Genomic DNA, 20,019 nt, shown 5'->3' with positions numbered 1-20,019 from the left:
CCCCCACTATTATTAACACTAAAAAATAAAAAACTAATTATCTTCTACTTGATGATAGACTAACGAAACCGTAATAACACCATCAATATCTCTAGCCAATTCCATACGATTAGCTAATTCTTTCTGACTATTTGCTTGCATTACTGCAACAATTTTACCATTTTCCTCATTGACTGCATGAATTTCAGTATCAGGTAATTTGGAAAGCTCACTTTGAATTATACCAAGTTTTGACACCATACATTGCACAACAATGCCACAAACCTGCCATTTCTCAACTGTATCTGTTTTTATTAAATCGTTAATTTTCATTTTCATTATTGTGAGATGGATAAAACAAAGTTATCGCATCGACAGGACAACGTTGAATGCAAGCGCCACAACCGTTACAAGCATCCACATCTAATACAGGCTTAGCTATTCCACCTACTTGCCAACGAAATTTAATTGCGTTCTTTGGGCAATTATCTTGACAACTACGACAAGCTATATTTTTTTCTGCTAAACAATCTTTACCAATCTCAATTTTATGGTTCCAAGGTTGCTCAGAACAAGAACGGAAAATTGGTTGTTTACATATATCTACACATTTTCCACAAAAAGTACATTCCCCCTTATCGAAACACACTTCAGGGAATCCACCATCACCTTTTACTAAAATATTGGTTTCACAGACAGAAAGACAATCGCCACAGCGAGTACATTGCTCTACAAAAATATAATTTTCTACAGCCCAAGGGGGGCGAACTCCATCAAAGCCTTGTTTCTGCTCAGTTTTCGTATGCAGAGATGTTAAAAATTTACCTCGTAAAAATTGTCTGCGGGGTAAGTTTTCAACAGTCATCCAGGTGCCTTCTATAAATCCGTCAGTACTTTTTGGGTGGTGATTATGAAGTTCCTAACCAGGAATAGGAACCACCCAAAATAGGTAGTTATTTACTTTTTTTGAACTTTCTTTGTGATAGATCAAATTTAAATCGTAATAAAAAATAACTCGACATAGTTGTTTTTTTACCGCGATATTTTAACAAAACTACTCTACTTTTGCTGGATATTCCCACCAAATATCAAATAATTCGCTTACTTCAATTTGTTGCAAACCATTTGTTTCTAACCATTTTTTCACAGTTTCACGATGGCTTTCATCACATTTACCAATTTTTTCTAGGCAAACTAAACCTTCCCAATGTAAATATCCACTACCTTCATAAGCTAGACCATTTGGTTGAATCACTTCGTTAATAAAACGATCAACGGTTTCATCTACAGTTTCAATCGCAGTTCCTTCTGCAAATTGGAAATTTACAAGAAAACCAAGTTCTTGGAATTCAGCAAGGTGAAGTTTTTTGCGTTGACGTTGATTGTAAGATTTAGACATGGTATTTCTCCTATTAAGGTCGTATTCAAATCAGTATTCTATATTAAATTCGTGAATTTATCATCGGATTTCCTCAACATCAATCTTCACCCAAAAGTTAAATTGCTCAAAATAGGCTTATTTCTTCACAAAGTATAAATCCCAAACACCATGACCAAGTCTGTGGCCTCTGGCTTCAAATTTAGTTAAAGGTCTAAAATCTGGTCTTGGAATATAATCACCATTTTTCGAGGTGTTCACTAAATCGGTATTTGCACTTAATACTTCTAGCATTTGCTCAGCATAATTTTTCCAGTCTGTTGCCATATGGATAAAACCATTTCCACCTAATTTTTGCACAACTTGTGCCACAAAGTGCGGTTGAACAATACGACGTTTATGGTGCTTTGCTTTATGCCAAGGATCTGGGAAAAATAACTGCAAACCGCCAAGCGTACCATCAGCAATACTGTCTCGTAAAATTTCCGTTGCATCATGACAAATCACGCGTAAATTCGTTACGCCTTTTTCCACTGCATAAGCAATACAAGCACCAACGCCTGGAGTATGAACTTCAATGCCAAGGTAATTTTTGTCAGGATTAGCAAAAGCCATATCCACGAGCGATTTTCCCATTCCAAAGCCAATTTCTAATACAACTGGATTATCATTGCCGTAAATCTTCGCAAAATCAAAAGGTTCCGTTTGATAATCTAAACCAAGTGTTCCCCAGTTATCATTCATCATGTTTTTCTGAAATTCGCTCAAACGACCTGTGCGGAGAACAAAACTACGGACTTTGCGTTTATAGCGGCCATCTTCGGTAAATTCTGCGGTTTCAACGATTTTACGTTTTTGATCAGCAAAAGTTTGTGTCATAAAAATCTTGTTCGTGAAAAAATTGGCGGCGATTATACACGTTTTTCTCGTATAATAGGGCAAATTTTTTCCCAAGGTTGATTATGAAAATTGTCCGAGTGGCACTGGCTGTGCCGCTTCCTCGTTTATTTGATTATCTCATCCCCGATGATGTTTCATTACAAATCGGTATGCGTGTTCTTGTACCTTTTGGTACACAAAAACGCGTAGCCATTGTGGCTGATTTCCCAACAAAATCAGACGTGCCAGAGGATAAACTTAAAGCCATTCTTCAACCATTGGATTTAGCACCGCTCTTTACCCCAATTTATTGGGATTGGCTTCATTGGGCAGCAAATTATTATCAAGCGGGATTAGGCGATGTTTTATTTCAAGCCTTGCCTGTGAAATTGCGTAACGGCGAAAGTGCGGTGAAAAATGACCGCACTTTTTGGCGAATTACAGATGCGGGGAAAAATGCGCTTGAACAAGGCCTGTTAAAACGCTCGAAAAAGCAACTTGAAGCTCTACAATGCTTATCTGAAACTGATCTTGAAAAAGGCAATAATGATTTTTCCTCTGCGATTTGGTCAGCCTTAAAAGCCAAAAGGTTTATTGAGGAAATTACCACCCAAACAACGCCCCTAAGCTGGCAACAAAGCTTAGGCAATAACCAAATTGTCAATGCTGAAAATCGCTTAACCTTAAATAAGCAGCAAGCCTTAGCCTTTAGTCAATTGCTCTTTCATTCTGGTTTCAATGTATGGCTGCTCGATGGGGTGACAGGTTCTGGAAAAACAGAAATTTATCTGCAGTATATTGAAGAAATTTTAAAATCGGGTAAGCAAGTATTAGTGCTTGTACCTGAAATCGGGCTAACGCCACAAACGGTGCACCGTTTCAAAGCGCGTTTCAACGTAGAAATTGATGTTCTTCATTCTAATTTAACCGATACGCAACGGCTTTATGTATGGGATCGTGCGCGTTCTGGACAAAGTGCCATTGTGATTGGCACGAGATCGGCATTGTTCACGCAATTTTCTAATCTTGGTGCAATTATTTTGGACGAAGAACACGATGCGTCTTACAAACAGCAAGACTGTTGGCGTTACCACGCGCGAGACCTGGCTATTGTTCTAGCTCAAAAACTAAATATTACTGTATTAATGGGGTCCGCTACGCCAAGTTTAGAAAGTATTAATAATGTACAAAACGGCAAATACCAACATTTAGTTTTATCAAAAAGAGCGGGGAATTCCACCGCACTTCGTCATTTCGTTATTGATTTGAAAAATCAAAACATACAAAACGGGCTTTCAAAACCCTTATTAGAACGAATGAAAGCTCACCTAGAAAAAGGCAATCAAGTACTGCTTTTCTTAAATCGTCGTGGCTTTGCGCCCGTATTACTTTGCCATGAATGTGGTTGGATTGCACAATGCCCGCATTGTGAAAAACCTTATACCTATCATCAGCATCAAAATATATTGCGTTGTCATCATTGTGGCGCACAGAAAACTATTCCTCGACAATGTGGTGATTGTGGCTCGACTCATTTAGTCACCACTGGTCTCGGCACGGAACAATTAGAAGAAACCTTGAAAATGCTATTTCCTCATTATTCTGTGGCACGAATCGACCGCGATAGCACTGCGCGTAAAGGAAAATTGGAGAGTTATTTAGAAGATATTCAACAAGGCAAAAGTCAAATTTTGATTGGCACACAAATGCTTGCGAAAGGACATCATTTCCCGAATGTTACTCTCGTTGCCTTAGTGAATGTAGATAGTGCATTATTTTCACTAGATTTTCGTGCAGAAGAACGTTTAGCTCAACTTTATATTCAAGTTGCTGGACGAGCTGGACGTGCCGATAAACAAGGCGAAGTGGTGCTACAAACACATTACCCAGATCATCCTTTGCTCACTACATTATTAGCGAATGGCTACCAAGCTTTTGCAAAAGAAACCTTACAATTACGCCATTCAATGGGATTGCCACCTTTCACTTTTCAAGCGTTATTCAAAGCACAGTCTCGACATTCTGATCTTGCAGAAAATTGCTTAAGCCAAATTGCAGATTTTTTTCAATCAAAGGAAATCACGGGATTGCAAATGCTTGGCCCAATGCCTGCACCGTTCAGCAAGAAAGCGGGGCAATATCGCTGGCAGTTATTATTGCAGCATCCGTCAAGAATGACGTTACAAAAAGCATTGAGAGAATATCAACAAGCCGAACTTGAAAAAAACAGCCAAGTGCGGTTAATTTTGGACGTCGATCCACAAGACTTATCATAAAAAATGCGGTGAAAATTCACCGCACTTTCTCTATGAAATCTATTTGAAATCTATTTGAAATCTTCGACATCACCCAATAGACAGGCATATTTCGCCGTATTGGGACTGGACTCCAAGGCAATTTTTAATGCCATCGTCAGAGGAACAGACAGCAGCATTCCCACGGTTCCAAGCAGCCATCCCCAAAACAATAATGAAAGAAATACTACTAAGGTTGAAAGCCCTAATCGTTGTCCCATCATTTTAGGCTCAATAATGTTACCTACAACCATATTGATCGCAATAACACCGATTGCGACGCCAAAGCCAATTCCAAAACCGTTCAGTAATAAGGCTTGAACAATAATCGGAATAGCCGCGATGATAGAACCAATATTGGGAATATAATTCAGCAAGAAACTCAAAGTTGCCCACAAAATGGCATATTGAACCCCACAGGCTTCCAACAAAATAAAAATACCAACACCAGTAAGCAAGCTGGTGATACTTTTAATGCCGAGATAACCAATTACGCCTTGCAAAACGCGATCAATATGACGTTCTTCTTTGGCTGCATCATGAGGAGTTGAACTAATCACCATTGCAAATTTATGTTTCATCGTTGGCGCTTCAGCAAGCATAAAAATCACGACCAGCACTAAAACAAACACATTACTCACCACACCAGAGAAATTCAGCAATACTCGGCTCACAAAATTCATAATGATGCTTGGGTCAAAATTTTCTTGGATGGTTTCACGCGAAAGCGTGAAAGGCAGATTGAAACGTTGCAACAATCCTGTTAGATCACTCACACGTTGTGAAAGCAAAACTTTATACTGTGGAATAGATTGGGTAAATTCTCTTGCAGTGCTGTTAATCAGCCCGACTAAAAAGAAAAACACCAAAGAAATCAAGACGAAAAGCAAGGTTATGGCTAACCAATGAGGAATTCGGCGTTTCGTCATCGCCTTAATCATCGGTGAACAAATTATCGCGATAAATAGCGACAGTAAGAATGGCACCACAATTTCTGCCGCCAATTTTACGCCAGCTAAGATAATAATCACCGAGGCAATGCCAAGCAAAGTGCGGTGTAAATTTAAATTATTTTGCACTAAATAGCGTCCTCGTTTTCTTCGCCCGTGCGAATACGAATCGCTCGCTCAACGTTATAAACAAAAATTTTGCCGTCACCGATTTTGCCTGTTTGTGCTGTTTCAATAATAGCTTCAATACATTGATCCACAAGCTCATCAGGAACCACTACTTCCAATTTCACTTTCGGCAGAAAATCCACCATATATTCCGCACCACGATAAAGTTCCGTATGACCTTTTTGGCGACCAAATCCGCGTACTTCCGTGATTGTCATACCTGAAATACCAATATCTGAAAGACTTTCGCGCACATCGTCTAATTTAAACGGTTTGATCATTGCTTCGATTTTTTTCATGCTATTTCTCCAGATTTTCACGTCTTGCTGATTTAGGACGGAAACTTTCGATAATTTCAGGCTTGGTATCAATATATAAGCCGTTAATCAGTTGCAAACAATAAGGTACAGCACTGAAAATACCTTTTACAAGCACATTCCCTTCTCTATCTTTCACGCCTTCCAAGGTTTCTTTAATCGCTTTAGGCTGACCTGGAAGATTTAAAATCAGGCTTTCCTTACGAATCACGCCCACTTGACGAGATAAAATTGCAGTGGGCACAAAATGCAAACTCACTTGACGCATTTGCTCACCAAAACCAGACATTTCTCGATCCGCTACCGCAAGGGTAGCGTCAGGCGTTACATCGCGTTTTGCTGGCCCTGTTCCACCAGTTGTCAGCACTAAATGGCAACCTTGTTCATCCACCAGCTCTTTTAATGTTTGTTCAATAATCGGCTGTTCATCGGGGATTAATCTTGTTTCCACATAAAAAGGTTCTACAAGAGCTTGTTCTAACCAAGCCTGTAACTCTGGAATACCTTGATCTTGATATACGCCTGCTGATGCGCGATCTGAAACAGACACCAGACCAATTTTTAAAAGTGCGGTCATATTTTTCCTTATTTTAAGTGTATATATCTATTTATCAGTAAATTTAGTTTCCAATACCTTTTTAACAGGTGTAAAACTACGACGATGTTGCGGTAACGCGCCAAGTTCAGCTAATTTTTCCAAATGTAATTTGGTTGGATAGCCTTTATGCTGGGCGAAAGCGTATTCTGGATATTGCTTATCTAATTCTTCCATTTCTTGGTCTCGTGCTACTTTTGCCAAAATAGAGGCTGCACTGATTTCCGCCACAAGGCTATCGCCTTTTACGACGGCTTGCGCTGGAACATCTAAATCTTTTGGGATCTTATTGCCATCAACCAACACAAAGTGCGGTTGAATTTTTAAAGATTTTACTGCTCGAGTCATTGCCAGCAAGGAGGCTTGTAGGATATTTATCTCATCAATTTCGTTAGCTTCAGCTCGACCTAATGCCCAAACAAGGGCTTTTTCTTTGATTTCTTCAGCAAGAGCTAAACGTTTTTTTTCTGAGAGTTTTTTAGAATCAGCGAGGCCTTCAATTGGGTTATTCGGATCTAAAATAACGGCGGCCGTTACAACAGCCCCAACTAGAGGGCCTCGCCCAACTTCATCAACGCCAGCGATCAATTCATAGCCTTGTGGATATTCAAACATTTTCTTTTCCTTCTAATAAATCAATGACCGCTTGAGCCGCTTGCTTATCTGCATTGCATTGAATTTTTTGGTGTAAATCCGTGAAGTGCTGAATTAAAGCATGGCGATTTTTTACCGCACTTTCATTATCAGAAAGATAAGCAGATAGTTTTTCAGCGAGCAATTCTGGCATGCATTCTTCTTGAATCATTTCAGGAACGAGCATTTCATTCGCAAGCAAGTTTGGTAAAGAAATATAATCAGTTTTCACTAAATGTTTTGCTAAGAAATAGGTCAGTGGTTTCATTCGATAACCAACCACCATGGGTGATTTACAAAGCATTGCTTCAAGCGCTGCTGTTCCTGAAGCAAGAAGTGTTGCATCAGCTGCGATCATTGCTTGTCGTGCATTGCCATCAATTAAATGCAGGTCTAGATTTGGTGCAATTTTAGTTTTAATAGCTTCAAATTGAATTCGTCGTTTTTCGTTCACCAAAGGAACGAGGAATTGTAAATCAGGGAATTGTTCTTTTAACAATAAAGCCGTTTTCAAGAAAGGCTCAGCCAGAAACTCCACTTCTGAACCACGACTTCCAACTAAGATAGCTAAATAGCGTTGTGCGGGATCAATCTGTAGCATTTGGCATGCTTCGGCACGGTTTGGTTTGAGCGGAATAGCATCTGCCATTGTGTGTCCAATAAAACGGCAAGGCACGTTAAATTTATCGTAAAAGACTTTCTCAAAAGGCAAAAAGGCAAGAACTTGATGAGTTGCTTTGGCAATTTTATGGATGCGATTTTGACGCCAAGCCCATACAGAGGGGCTCACGTAATGAATAGTTTTAATTCCGTTTGCTTTGAGCTTGAGTTCTACATCCAAATTAAAATCAGGCGCATCAATGCCGATGTAAACATCTGGTTTTTCTTGCAGCATAGTTTGAATGACATTTTTGCGAATTTTCAACAGACGAGGAAGATGTTTCAAAATTTCAGCCAAGCCCATGACTGAAAGCTCTTCCATATCGACAAGCGTCTCACAGCCTTCAGCCAACATTCTTGGGCCTGCAATGCCAATAAAGCGAGCGTTAGGATAATGAGCTTTGAGCTGGCGAATTAAACCAGCTCCGAGAATATCACCAGATACTTCTCCTGCAACAAGAGCAATGGTTGGATTTGTTTTGTTCATCAAATTTACCCTAAAAAATAACCGCACTTTGGTGTGCAAAGTGCGGTTGAAAACAGAGATACTTTATTAACGAATAATACCGCGAGTTGAACGTTTGAAAAATTCAACAAAGAAACTAATCGCTGAATCGGTTTCTGCAATTTGCTCAATTTCTGGTAACACTTCTTCGAGCGTTTTACCACTACGATAGATCATTTTATAAACGTTACGGATTGCGTGCATGGTTGGTTTATCAAAACCACGACGTTTTAAACCTTCTAAGTTTACGCCAAATGGACGGGCGTGGTTGCCTTGTGCCATAACATAAGGAGGTACATCTTGGCTTACCATAGAACCGCCGCCTAACATGACGTGTGCACCAACGATTACAAATTGGTGAATTGCTGACATGCCACCAACAATCACGAAATCATCTAATTCTACGTGACCAGCAAGCGTTGCATTGTTTGCCAAAATACAGTTGTTTTTAATTTGGCAATCATGTGCAATGTGAACATTCACCATTAATAAATTGTTATTGCCAATAGAGGTTACACCTCCGCCTTGGATGGTACCACGATGAATTGTCACATGTTCACGAATTCGGTTGCCATTACCAATAATCGTTTTGGTTGCTTCGCCGTTATATTTTAAATCTTGGTTCACTTCACCAATGCTAGCGAATTGATAGATTTCGTTATCTTCGCCAATAACCGTATCGCCACGAACGACAACGTGAGATTTCAATACAGTGCGAGCTTTAATTTCAACAGTGCCTTCAACAATACAGAAAGGCCCGATAACAACACCTTCGCCAATAACTGCGCCTTCTTCAACTAAGGCTGTAGGATGGATTTTTGCATTTGGGTGGATCATATTTACCCCCTTAATTAACGACGAGCGCACATTAGTTTTGCTTCACAAGCAATTTCACCGTTTACGGTTGCAACACCAGTAAATGCAGTGATGCCACGGCGTTCTTTAATCACTTGAACGTTTAATTCCATTTGATCTCCAGGTAACACTGGACGTTTAAAGCGCGCTTCATCAATACCTGCGAAATAGAATAGTTCACCGCCTTTTAATTCGTGAGTTTTAAAGGCTAAAATACCCATTGCCTGTGCCAAAGCTTCTAAAATTAAAACGCCCGGTAAAATAGGTTCGCCGGGGAAGTGACCTGTGAAACAAGGCTCATTAACGCTAATATTTTTAATCGCTTTTAACCATTCGCCTTCTTTAAAATCCAATACGCGATCCACTAATAAAAATGGATAGCGATGTGGTAATAAAGTCATAATTTCTTTTGATTCGATCACTCTTGGTTGTTGTTCTGACACGTTGACACCTTACAAAAAATAAACAAATAAAATCTCTCGAATTATACGATATTTACGGCTAAAAATAAAACGCACCATAAAAGTTGGTGCGCTCTACAATAAATTAATTAATCTTCTTCTCTAACGCTTTCACACGTTTATTTATTTCATCAATTCCCAAAGTTAATGCCGCAGTTTTACGCCATGCTTTGTTCGTTTGCAATGGAATACCAGATGAATAGACACCAGGCTCAGTAATTGGACGCATCACCATTCCCATACCTGTAATAGTTACCTTATCGCAGATTTCCATATGACCATTGATTACACTCGCACCACCAATTAAGCAATACCGCCCAACTGTTAAGCTTCCAGCCATAATGACCCCCCCCGCAACCGCGGTGCCGGTACCAATATGTACGTTATGGGCAATTTGACAAAGATTATCAATAATAACATTATCCTCAATAACAGTTGCATCTAAAGCACCACGATCAATACAAGTGCAAGCACCTATTTCAACATTATTACCAATAATTACCTGACCAACTTGTGGAATTTTAATCCAACGCCCACGATCATTTGCATAACCAAAACCATCGCTACCAATCACTGCACCCGATTGAATTAAACAATTTATACCAATTTCTACATCATGATAGATACTTACATTTGCCCAAAGCTGTGTATTCGCACCGATTTTTGTATTTTTACCCACAAAGCAATTTGCACCAATAATAACGTTATCGCCAAGAACAACGCCATCTTCAATAACAGTATTTGCACCGATGGAGACATTCTCTCCCAAAGATGCATGACCAGAGACTACCGCGCTAAGTGCAATACCTTGAGCTGCTTTAGGCGTAGTATCCATATATTGGGCTAAAATGGCATAGGCAACATAAGGATCTTTTACGATTAATAAATTGCTTTCAGGTGAACAAAACTCTACATCTGCTTCAGATACAACCAAGATACCTGCCTTAGAATCTTTTAATAAAGAACGGAACTTTGCATTAGAAATAAAGGTAAGCTGATGACATTGAGCCTTATCAAGAGGAGCGATATTTTCTACAACGACATCGGCGTTACCGCGAACGGTAGCGCCGATTTGAGTTGCCAATTCTTGTAAAGAATAGGTTTTTAACATGATTAATAAAGCCTATTATTTTTTCTCTTCTGTTTTTTGTGTTGCAGGAATTGTTTTTAACACAGCATCACTAATGTCTTTACCCTCTACTGCAAATACGACTGAATTTGCATCAAGCACATAGCTATAACCATTTGCTTTTGCATAATTATTTGTTGCAGTTTGAATACTATCTAGCAATTTACCACGCTCTTCAGCTTGACGTTTTTCATTTTGAGCTTGAAATTCAGCCACTTTTTTATCTTGTTCTTGCATCAATTTTTGTAATGAAGCGTCTTCAGAAGCAGCGAGTTTATTAATTTCATCTTGACGTTTTTGAATATCAGCTTTACTTAAACGTGCCGCATCTTTTTCTAATGCTGCTGCTTTTGCTTCTACTTTTTTACGTGCTGCAACAATTTTATCATCAATTTCTTTTTTGCTTGCAGCTAATTTATCAGCAACAGGTTTAAATTCTGCATCTAATTTATCTGCAACAGCTTGACGATCTGGATGGTTTTGGAAAACATAACCTGCATTAATGAAAGCAATTTTTTCCTCAGCAGCCGCATAGCCTGAAGCAAGTGCGATACCTAATGCAAGTGCGGTTACTTTTACAACATTTTTCATTTTATAAATTTCCTTAATTAGTTAGTTAGTTAGTTAGTTAGTTATTAATATTCTCTACACTAAAATAAATTTAGTATAGAACGTTTTCTTTGAATGATGATACAACAAAAAGTTCAATTTATTAAAATGAACCACCAATACTAAATTGGAATTGTTCTACATCATCATATTCATATTTCTTAATCGGTTTTGCGTAAGAGAAAACCAACGGTCCAATAGGGGATTGCCATTGGAAGCCTACACCCGCAGAGGCACGAACTCGACTAACTTTTCCATAATCGGGTAAGCTTTTCAATACATTATTATCTAACCCACTCTTATCCGATTTCCATTTAGTATTCCAAACACTTGCCGCATCAACAAATAAGGAAGTTCGGACTGTATTTTGGCTCTTATCGCTCACAAACGGTGTTGGTACAATAAGTTCTGCGCTCGCAGTTGTGATTGCATTACCACCAATCACATCAGAACTTATCCTATTAAAATTACCATGTTGATCGGCATAAATTGCATTAGGTCCAATACTACCATAAGCAAAACCACGTAATGAACCGATGCCACCCGCTGTATAAGTTTGATAGAACGGTAAACGCTTGTTTCCAAAACCATTTGCATATCCTGCAGATGCTTTTGCAGATATAACCCAACGGTGATCTCTGTCTAATGGGTAGAAACCTTGTACATCTGCACTTAGTTTGTAGTATTTGTTATCCGAACCCGGAATTGTAACTCGTCCACCAAGACTTGCTTTTACCCCTTTAGTTGGGAAATATCCCCTATTAAGGCTGTTATAGTTCCAACCAAAAGAAAAATCAAAGTCACTGGTTTTGATTGAATTTCCATTAAAATTCATGGAATCAAGATATAATTCACGGTTATATTCTGGAGCAAAATTACTGATCTTATTATAAGTATAACCCAATCCAACATAGTAAGAGTTATTTTCATTTACAGGGAAACCTAAAGTGACATTACCACCGTAAGTCGTACGTTTATAATTAGAAGATGTATCACTTTTAGAATTATCATAGTTTTCAAAGAAAACATTTCCACCAAGACTTACGCCATCTTTAGTAAAGTAGGGTTCGGTATAACCCAAATTGACACTAGTACCATAATCATTTTTCGTACCAGCTATACTTACTGCTGCTCCTGTTCCCAAGAAATTATCTTGTTTAACACTAGCTTGATAACTAATACCACTCTCTGTACCGTAACCAATACCAAAGTTGATACTACCTGTATTACGCTCTTTAACTTTATACACGACATCGACTTCGTCATCCGTACCTTTTACAGGATCAATTCGATTTTCTACGGTTTCGAAGAATCCTGTACGATCTAAACGGATTTTACCTAACTCAACTAATTGCGAGTTATACCACGCCCCTTCTTGTTGGCGCATTTCTTGACGTAAAGTACTATCTGCTGAAACAGTATTTCCTTCAAAGCGTAGTTGACGAACAGTTAAACGTCGACCAGCATCAACAACAAAAGTAATTGCTAAGGTTTTATTTGCATCATCAAAATCAGGTACAGTATTCACCGTTGCACTACCGTAACCACGTTCACCCAATTTTGCTTTAATCGCATTTTCAACATCGGCAATATCACTGCGACGGAAAGTGTCATTTAAATGTAATGAAGAAAGTAACGGTTCAAGTTCAGAAGCCATACCACCCACATTACCAACAATACGAGCACTTCGAAGGTCATACTGTAAACCTTCATTGACATCAATGGTTACATTTACTTTCGTTTTTTCATCATTTAGCTGAACATCAGTTTTAGTGATTTGTGCTTTGGCATAACCATTATTTAAATAATAATCACGAATTGACTGTAAATCTTTCTCGAACTGAGCGCCTTCAAATTTATTACCCCATAATTTCCACCAAGAATCAGGTTGTAATTCCATTTGCTCTTGCAACGTACTGCTACTAACAGATTCATTACCATTGAAAGTTAATGATGCTAATTTTGCAGTATCATCTTCATTGATCTGAATTAAAATTTCAGCACGATTATTTGGTAACGTATTTACAATAGGTTCAACTGTTGCGTTATAGCGACCTAAACTTGCATAGTGCTCTTTTACACTTTTTGCAAATTCATTTAATTTTTCTCGAATTAAAACATCGCCAACTTTAAACCCATTAGCATCTAAGTTTTGTTTAAGTGCTTCAGTTGGAATAACAGAGTTACCTTTGATTTTAACATCTGAAATGATCGATTTAGCCACAACGCTAACAACAAGTACATCGCCTTCTTGATGTGCATTCACATCATCGAATCGACCACTTACGAATAAAGAGCGGACAATATTAGCCACATCATTGTCAGTCACACGCTGACCGGCACGAACAGGTAGACTTGCTCGGATTTGTTGTTCTAAGTCACCTTGAACACCATCCACACGAATATCTTTTGCCACAAAAGGTGCGGCAAACACAGTCGTTGTCGTACCGAATAATAAACTTGCGATTAGAAGTTTTTTCATCGATTGTATCCTATATAAATTATAGACGTAAAAAATCATTAAATAATGCAAACACCGTTAAACTTAATAACAGCGCTGCGCCAATTCGATAACAGATGCTTTGCACCCGCTCAGAAATAGGTTTTCCTTTAACAGCTTCCATTGCTAAAAAAACTAAATGGCCGCCATCTAATACAGGCAATGGGAATAAATTCATAATACCTAAATTCACACTAATCAATGCCATAAAGCTTAAAAAATACACCAATCCAATATTAGCAGATGCACCCGCACCTTTAGCAATAGAAATCGGGCCGCTTAAATTGTTTAATGACAAATCACCCGTGATTAATTTTCCTAGCACCTTCAAGGTTAATACAGAAAGTTGGCCAGTCTTTTCAATGCCTTTTTGTAAGGACTCAAGAATATCATATTTTAATTCTGTACGATATTCATCAGATAATTTTACAAAAGTTGGGCTTAAACCCACAAACCATTTTCCACTCTGATTACGCACTGGCGTGATAATTTTGTCAAGCGTTTCCCCATTACGTTCAACTTTAATAGAAAAAGATTCGCCTTGTTCGACCTGTTTTATAAAATCTTGCCAAGGAAGTACGGTTAAATTTTCTTTTAAAATTTTATCACCGATTTGTAAACCTGCTTTCTCAGCTGGAGAACCTTGAACAACTTTAGAAAGCACCATTTCCACTTTAGGACGCATAGGCATAATCCCTAATGCCTCAAAAGCACTTTCTTTTTCAGGATCAAAAGTCCAATTTGTAAGATTTAAAGTCCGTTGTTGTTCAATATTGGAGCCAAAAGAAGAAAGGGTAATTTCAACATTAGGCTCCCCCATTTTTGTGGCAAGTAGCATATTGATGGTTTCCCAATCTTGAGTTTCTTCGCCATCAACCGCTAGAATTTGTGTATTGGGTTCAATGTGCGTTTGTGCCGCGATTGAACTTGGCGTTATTGATTCAATCACAGGTTTAACACTTGGCATTCCATAAACATAGATGACCCAATAGGCAAAAATCGCAAAAATAAAATTTGCCAAAGGACCGGCGATAATCACAAATGCACGTTCTAATACACTTTTACTGTCGAATGCTTGTGGCTTTTGCTCAACTGGAACCTCTTCATTGCGTCCATCAAGCATTTTTACATAGCCGCCTAAAGGAATCATTGAAACCGCAAATTCTGTACCATGCTTATCGATACGTTTCCAAATTACCTTACCAAAGCCAATTGAAAAACGATGAACTTTTATACCGCACTTTCTAGCAGCCCAAAAGTGTCCATATTCGTGAACGGATACTAATACTGCAATAGCAATGATAAAAGAACCTAGCGACCACAAAAATGACATTCAGAATCCTTATAACACAAAGAAATAGAAGTAGCTGAAAAAAGGTACCGCAGCAGTCAAGCTATCAATGCGATCTAATACACCACCATGACCTGGAATTAATTGACTGCTGTCTTTAACTCCTGACTCACGTTTAAACATACTTTCAGTTAAATCGCCCAATACTGAAATTGCAACTGTAGCAACGGAAAGAATAACGAATCCAGTGATATTTCGCTCACCAACTAAAGCATCGCCAGAGAAATGAATAAATACAAAAGCAAGCACTAACGCTGTAATTAAACCACCAACAACGCCTTCCCAGCTTTTACCAGGTGAAACTTTTGGCGCAAGTTTACGTTTACCAAATGCGCGTCCACTAAAATAAGCACCAGAATCAGCAGCCCAAACAAGCACAAATACATAAAGTAATAAAAATAAGCCGTGATAAGGATCATGGGTATAGTGTTCTAAACGTAAACGTAATACACCCGCGATAAATGGGATTAAAGTAGAAAAGGCAAATAAAAGCTGTAAAAGAGGATTTTTAGACCAAAATTTAGCTGATTTAGGATAACTCACCACAAGCAATAAAGCTAAAATCCACCAACCAACAGCGTTCATTAATAAAAGCTGAAGATGCTGTTCAAACACACGACCTGCATCTAAATAGTTGCCCTCAGTATAGAGCCATAAAAAGATAAAAGCACCTAAAAAAGCAGCAACACAAAAACGCGCTAAAGGCTGTTTAAGGCGAGCAAACTGAGTCCATTCCCAAACGCCTAAAGTCGCCACAGCACCTAACGCGAGAGCAAAATAAAAAGGCGTAAATAAAAATATCGCACATAACACCGCTACGATTAACACAATGGCTGATAAAACTCGTTGTTTAAGCATAATTTTAATCCATTTATTGAATTATTCTGTCCCACCAAAACGGCGATGACGTTGTTGATAACAGGCGATGGCACTGTTAAATTCCGCCTCATCAAAATCTGGCCACAGCACATCGGAAAAATAAAGTTCTGCATATGCAATTTGCCATAATAAAAAATTACTAATTCGTTGTTCACCACTGGTACGAATCAATAGATCCACTTGTGGTTCATCTTGTGTAACTAAATGACGCTGAAAAGCAATTTCATCAATCTCTTCAACGCTCATCTCATTATTTTTTACTTTTTCTGCGAGTTGTTTTGTCGCCTGTACAATATCCCAGCAACCACCGTAATTTGCAGCAATATTGAGCGTAAGTGCGGTATTTTTTTCTGTTAAATTTTCCGCTTTTGCAATTTTTTCTTGTAAAGATTCACTAAAACGAGATACATCGCCAATAATTTTCAGACGAATATTATTTTTATGTAATTTTTTCACTTCGCGATCTAAAGCTTGCATAAAAAGCGTCATTAACGCGCTGACTTCTTGCTCTGGTCGATTCCAATTTTCGCTACTAAAAGCATAAAGCGTAAGAAAATTTACTCCTGTTTGGCGAGCATAACTTACTGCTCGGCGAACAGCAGATACGCCATTAGTATGGCCAAAAATACGCATTTTATTTTTCTGTTTAGCCCATCGCCCATTACCATCCATAATAATGGCAACGTGTTTTGGAATATTGTTTTGATCGAGTTCTATCATTATTTTTATTATAAAAAGATCCCTATAAATTCGGCTGTGAACTATATCACAAGTTGTATTTGCTTGCTATGGATTAGCGAGCCCTAATCCACACTTTATTTTTTACATAATTCATTTTTATAATAAAGAAAAATAAACAAAACGAAGAATTTATGTCTGCAATTGAACAAAATAAAGACGGCATTAGATTAAGAATATTCTTACAGCCAAAAGCCAGTAAAGATCATATTGCTGGTATTCACGATGATGAATTAAAAATTACCATTACTGCGCCCCCCGTTGAGGGGCAAGCAAATACGCATTTATTGAAATTTTTAAGTAAATCCTTCAAAGTGCCCAAAAGCAGTATTATTTTAGAAAAAGGGCAATTGAGCCGACACAAACAAGTTTGGATTCCTGACCCCAAATTAATTCCAAAAGAAATTCAAAATCTATTGTAAAAACAAAGAAAAAAATCACCGCACTTTGGACTCTCACCCTATTAATTTATGCCGTTTTACGGTATTCTATGCCACATTTTCTATTGTCAAAATGCTGCAAAAGTGCGGTTAAAAATTAAGGTGATTTTATGCAAGAACAATATCGCCCCGATATGATCGAACCAAAGGTTCAACAATATTGGGCAGAAAATAAAGTTTTCAAAGCAATCAAAGACGAATCTAAAGAAAAATATTACTGTCTTTCTATGTTCCCGTATCCTTCTGGTCGCCTACATATGGGGCACGTGCGTAACTACACTATTGGTGATGTAATTTCTCGTTATCAACGCATGCTAGGCAAAAACGTATTACAACCATTTGGTTGGGATGCTTTCGGCTTACCAGCAGAAGGCGCAGCGATCAAAAACAAAACTGCGCCTGCTAAATGGACGTACGAAAACATTGCCTACATGAAAAAACAACTTCAACTTTTAGGCTTTGGTTTCGACTGGGATCGTGAAATCGCAACCTGTAAACCAGAATACTACAAATGGGAGCAATGGTTCTTCACTGAGCTTTATAAAAAAGGCTTAGTGTACAAAAAAACCTCAACAGTAAACTGGTGTCCGAATGATGAAACTGTACTCGCAAACGAGCAAGTACACGAAGGTTGTTGCTGGCGTTGTGATACACCAGTGGAACAAAAAGAAATCCCACAATGGTTTATCAAAATTACTGACTATGCAGAGCAATTATTAGGTGGTTTAGATACCCTTCCACAATGGCCTGACATGGTAAAAACTATGCAGCGTAACTGGATCGGTCGTTCTGAAGGGGTAGAAATTACTTTTGATGTTGTAGATACCAACGAAAAAGTAGCAGTTTACACCACGCGTCCAGATACCTTTTACGGCGTAAGTTATTTAGGCATTGCGGCGGCACATCCATTAGCAAGTTTAGCGGCTCAAAATAATCCTGAATTAGCCGCCTTTATTCAGGAAGCGAAAAATGCCAAAGTAGCAGAAGCTGATCTTGCGACAATGGAGAAAAAAGGAATGGCAACGGGTTTATTTGCCATTCATCCATTGACGGGTGAAAAATTACCAATTTGGGTTGCGAATTTCGTGTTAATGCACTATGGCACTGGTGCTGTCATGGCCGTTCCTGCTCACGACCAACGCGACTTTGAATTTGCTCAAAAATACGGTTTACAAATCAAGCAAGTTATTGAACCCATTGCTGATGAAGACATTGATTTAACCAAACAAGCTTTCGTTGAGCACGGTAAATTAGTGAACTCAGCTGAGTTTGATGGTTTAGATTTTGATGGCGCATTCAATGGTATCGCGGACAAATTAGAAAAATTAGGTGTTGGAAAACGCCAAGTGAATTACCGTTTACGTGACTGGGGCGTTTCTCGCCAACGTTATTGGGGGGCGCCAATTCCGATGCTAACCCTTGAAAATGGCGGTGTAGTACCTGCACCAATGGAAGATTTACCTATTATTCTACCTGAAGATGTGGTAATGGATGGCGTAAAAAGCCCAATTAAAGCTGATCCTAACTGGGCGAAAACCACTTTCAACGGTGTACCTGCATTAAAAGAAACGGATACCTTTGATACCTTTATGGAATCCTCTTGGTATTACGCTCGCTACACTTGTCCACAATATCAAAATGGCATGCTTGATGCGGAAGAAGCAAACTATTGGTTACCAGTGGATCAATATATCGGTGGTATTGAACACGCAACAATGCACTTACTCTACTTCCGTTTCTTCCACAAATTATTGCGTGATGCAGGGTTTGTAACCAGTGACGAACCAGCCGATAAATTATTATGTCAAGGTATGGTACTTGCAGATGCCTTCTACTACACAAGTCCGACCAACGAGCGTATTTGGGTAAGTCCAACACAGGTGACTCTTGAACGTGATGAAAAAGGCAGAATTATTAAAGCGGCCGATCCTGAAGGACGTGAACTAGTCCACAGTGGCATGACCAAAATGTCGAAATCCAAAAATAACGGTATTGACCCACAAGAAATGGTAGAAAAATATGGTGCTGATACTGTTCGTCTCTTTATGATGTTTGCCTCTCCAGCAGAAATGACCTTGGAATGGCAAGAATCTGGCGTAGAAGGTGCGAAACGTTTCTTAGGGCGTGTTTGGAACTTGGTATATCAATATCAACAAAATCCAGCAAAAACTAGCCTAGATATCACCTCACTTTCAGCAGCGCAAAAAGCGCTTCGTCGTGAAGTACATAAAACGATTGCAAAAGTGAGCGATGATATTGGTCGTCGTCAAACATTTAATACTGCGATTGCAGCAGTGATGGAGTTGATGAATAAACTCACTAAGGCTTCCTTAGAAAGCGATCAAGATCGTGCTGTCATGGCGGAAGCATTAAGTGCAGTTGTTCGTATGCTTTATCCAATTACGCCACATATCTGCTTTGAATTATGGCAAGCGCTAGGAAATGAAAGCAACATCGATACCGCTGAATGGGTGAAAGCTGATGAAGCCGCAATGGTAGAAGATGAAAAACTCATTGTTGTGCAAGTAAATGGCAAAGTTCGTGGAAAAGTGACTGTTCCTGCAACCTCTTCAGAAGAAGAAGTTAAAGCCGCAGCCAAAGCAGATCCTAATGTTGCGAAATTCCTTGATGGAAAAGAAATTCTTAAAGAAATCTATATTCCATTAAAAATGTTGAATTTTGTGGTTAAACCATAATCC

Annotated in this window: 20 protein-coding genes; 3 read left to right on the top strand and 17 right to left on the bottom strand. The window is 38.7% G+C overall.

All coding sequences use genetic code 11. From position 1 onward, the window contains the following. Positions 1-33: 33 nt before the first annotated feature. The 4 genes from FE813_RS05015 to trmB form a co-directional block, all read right to left on the bottom strand. Positions 34-312, bottom strand: a complete 279-nt coding sequence (locus FE813_RS05015) for a chaperone NapD (protein ID WP_048952871.1) — start codon at positions 310-312, stop codon at positions 34-36. Further along, positions 302-844: a ferredoxin-type protein NapF gene (gene napF, locus FE813_RS05010; protein WP_139989726.1), complete on the bottom strand. Its 543-nt coding sequence runs from the start codon at positions 842-844 to the stop codon at positions 302-304. Before napF ends, FE813_RS05015 begins: the two co-directional genes overlap by 11 nt. A gap of 189 nt (positions 845-1,033) precedes the next feature. After that, complete coding sequence (locus FE813_RS05005; protein WP_139989724.1) at positions 1,034-1,378, bottom strand: YggL family protein; 345 nt, start codon at positions 1,376-1,378, stop codon at positions 1,034-1,036. A 117-nt stretch (positions 1,379-1,495) separates the two neighbouring features. Next, positions 1,496-2,236, bottom strand: coding sequence for a tRNA (guanosine(46)-N7)-methyltransferase TrmB (gene trmB / locus FE813_RS05000; protein WP_139989722.1), 741 nt, complete (start codon positions 2,234-2,236; stop codon positions 1,496-1,498). 83 nt (positions 2,237-2,319) lie between these two features. On the opposite strand from trmB, the gene priA reads away from it, so the two are divergent. Next, positions 2,320-4,512 (top strand): primosomal protein N', encoded by a 2,193-nt coding sequence (gene priA / locus FE813_RS04995; protein ID WP_139989720.1) that lies wholly within the window; start codon positions 2,320-2,322, stop codon positions 4,510-4,512. A 50-nt stretch (positions 4,513-4,562) separates the two neighbouring features. Here priA and FE813_RS04990 read toward each other — a convergent pair whose 3' ends face one another. The 13 genes from FE813_RS04990 to uppS form a co-directional block, all read right to left on the bottom strand. Next, on the bottom strand, positions 4,563-5,609 hold the full coding sequence (locus tag FE813_RS04990; protein WP_139989718.1) for an AI-2E family transporter: 1,047 nt from the start codon (positions 5,607-5,609) through the stop codon (positions 4,563-4,565). Continuing rightward, the gene (gene glnB, locus FE813_RS04985) at positions 5,609-5,947 is read right to left on the bottom strand and encodes a nitrogen regulatory protein P-II (protein WP_005627040.1); all 339 of its coding nucleotides are present in this window, start codon (positions 5,945-5,947) and stop codon (positions 5,609-5,611) included. The genes FE813_RS04990 and glnB overlap by 1 nt, the downstream gene beginning before the upstream one ends. A gap of 1 nt (position 5,948) precedes the next feature. Further along, entirely contained in the window at positions 5,949-6,542 is a 594-nt protein-coding gene (gene mog / locus FE813_RS04980; RefSeq protein WP_139989716.1) for a molybdopterin adenylyltransferase, read from the bottom strand. Positions 6,543-6,569: 27 nt separating this feature from the next. Next, positions 6,570-7,175 (bottom strand): ribonuclease HII, encoded by a 606-nt coding sequence (gene rnhB, locus FE813_RS04975; protein WP_139989714.1) that lies wholly within the window; start codon positions 7,173-7,175, stop codon positions 6,570-6,572. Further along, positions 7,168-8,340 (bottom strand): lipid-A-disaccharide synthase, encoded by a 1,173-nt coding sequence (gene lpxB / locus FE813_RS04970; RefSeq protein WP_139989712.1) that lies wholly within the window; start codon positions 8,338-8,340, stop codon positions 7,168-7,170. The genes rnhB and lpxB overlap by 8 nt, the downstream gene beginning before the upstream one ends. Before the next feature lie 66 nt (positions 8,341-8,406). Continuing rightward, on the bottom strand, positions 8,407-9,195 hold the full coding sequence (lpxA, locus tag FE813_RS04965; RefSeq protein ID WP_114891498.1) for an acyl-ACP--UDP-N-acetylglucosamine O-acyltransferase: 789 nt from the start codon (positions 9,193-9,195) through the stop codon (positions 8,407-8,409). Between the two features lie 14 nt (positions 9,196-9,209). Further along, the gene (gene fabZ, locus FE813_RS04960; protein WP_044233196.1) at positions 9,210-9,614 is read right to left on the bottom strand and encodes a 3-hydroxyacyl-ACP dehydratase FabZ; all 405 of its coding nucleotides are present in this window, start codon (positions 9,612-9,614) and stop codon (positions 9,210-9,212) included. Positions 9,615-9,759: 145 nt separating this feature from the next. Further along, positions 9,760-10,785 (bottom strand): UDP-3-O-(3-hydroxymyristoyl)glucosamine N-acyltransferase, encoded by a 1,026-nt coding sequence (lpxD, locus tag FE813_RS04955; protein ID WP_139989710.1) that lies wholly within the window; start codon positions 10,783-10,785, stop codon positions 9,760-9,762. 15 nt (positions 10,786-10,800) lie between these two features. Beyond that, a complete protein-coding gene (locus tag FE813_RS04950) occupies positions 10,801-11,394 on the bottom strand; it encodes an OmpH/Skp family outer membrane protein (protein ID WP_048952783.1) in 594 nt (197 codons plus the stop codon). A 121-nt stretch (positions 11,395-11,515) separates the two neighbouring features. Then, on the bottom strand, positions 11,516-13,894 hold the full coding sequence (gene bamA, locus FE813_RS04945) for an outer membrane protein assembly factor BamA (protein WP_139989708.1): 2,379 nt from the start codon (positions 13,892-13,894) through the stop codon (positions 11,516-11,518). 19 nt (positions 13,895-13,913) lie between these two features. Further along, positions 13,914-15,245, bottom strand: a complete 1,332-nt coding sequence (rseP, locus tag FE813_RS04940) for a sigma E protease regulator RseP (protein ID WP_139989706.1) — start codon at positions 15,243-15,245, stop codon at positions 13,914-13,916. A 9-nt stretch (positions 15,246-15,254) separates the two neighbouring features. Beyond that, positions 15,255-16,121 carry a phosphatidate cytidylyltransferase gene (locus FE813_RS04935; protein WP_139989704.1) on the bottom strand — a complete coding sequence of 289 codons (867 nt, stop codon included), beginning with the start codon at positions 16,119-16,121 and terminating at the stop codon, positions 15,255-15,257. A gap of 21 nt (positions 16,122-16,142) precedes the next feature. Next, on the bottom strand, positions 16,143-16,862 hold the full coding sequence (gene uppS / locus FE813_RS04930) for a polyprenyl diphosphate synthase (RefSeq protein ID WP_139989702.1): 720 nt from the start codon (positions 16,860-16,862) through the stop codon (positions 16,143-16,145). 152 nt (positions 16,863-17,014) lie between these two features. On the opposite strand from uppS, the gene yggU reads away from it, so the two are divergent. Beyond that, positions 17,015-17,302: a DUF167 family protein YggU gene (gene yggU / locus FE813_RS04925; RefSeq protein ID WP_139989700.1), complete on the top strand. Its 288-nt coding sequence runs from the start codon at positions 17,015-17,017 to the stop codon at positions 17,300-17,302. 128 nt (positions 17,303-17,430) lie between these two features. Beyond that, positions 17,431-20,016, top strand: coding sequence for a leucine--tRNA ligase (gene leuS / locus FE813_RS04920; protein WP_139989698.1), 2,586 nt, complete (start codon positions 17,431-17,433; stop codon positions 20,014-20,016). Positions 20,017-20,019 lie beyond the last annotated feature (3 nt).

Source organism: Haemophilus seminalis (assembly GCF_006384255.1).
Lineage (GTDB): Bacteria > Pseudomonadota > Gammaproteobacteria > Enterobacterales > Pasteurellaceae > Haemophilus > Haemophilus seminalis.
Note: the sequence above shows the minus strand (reverse complement) of the source record. Positions and strands in the feature narration are given on the sequence as shown.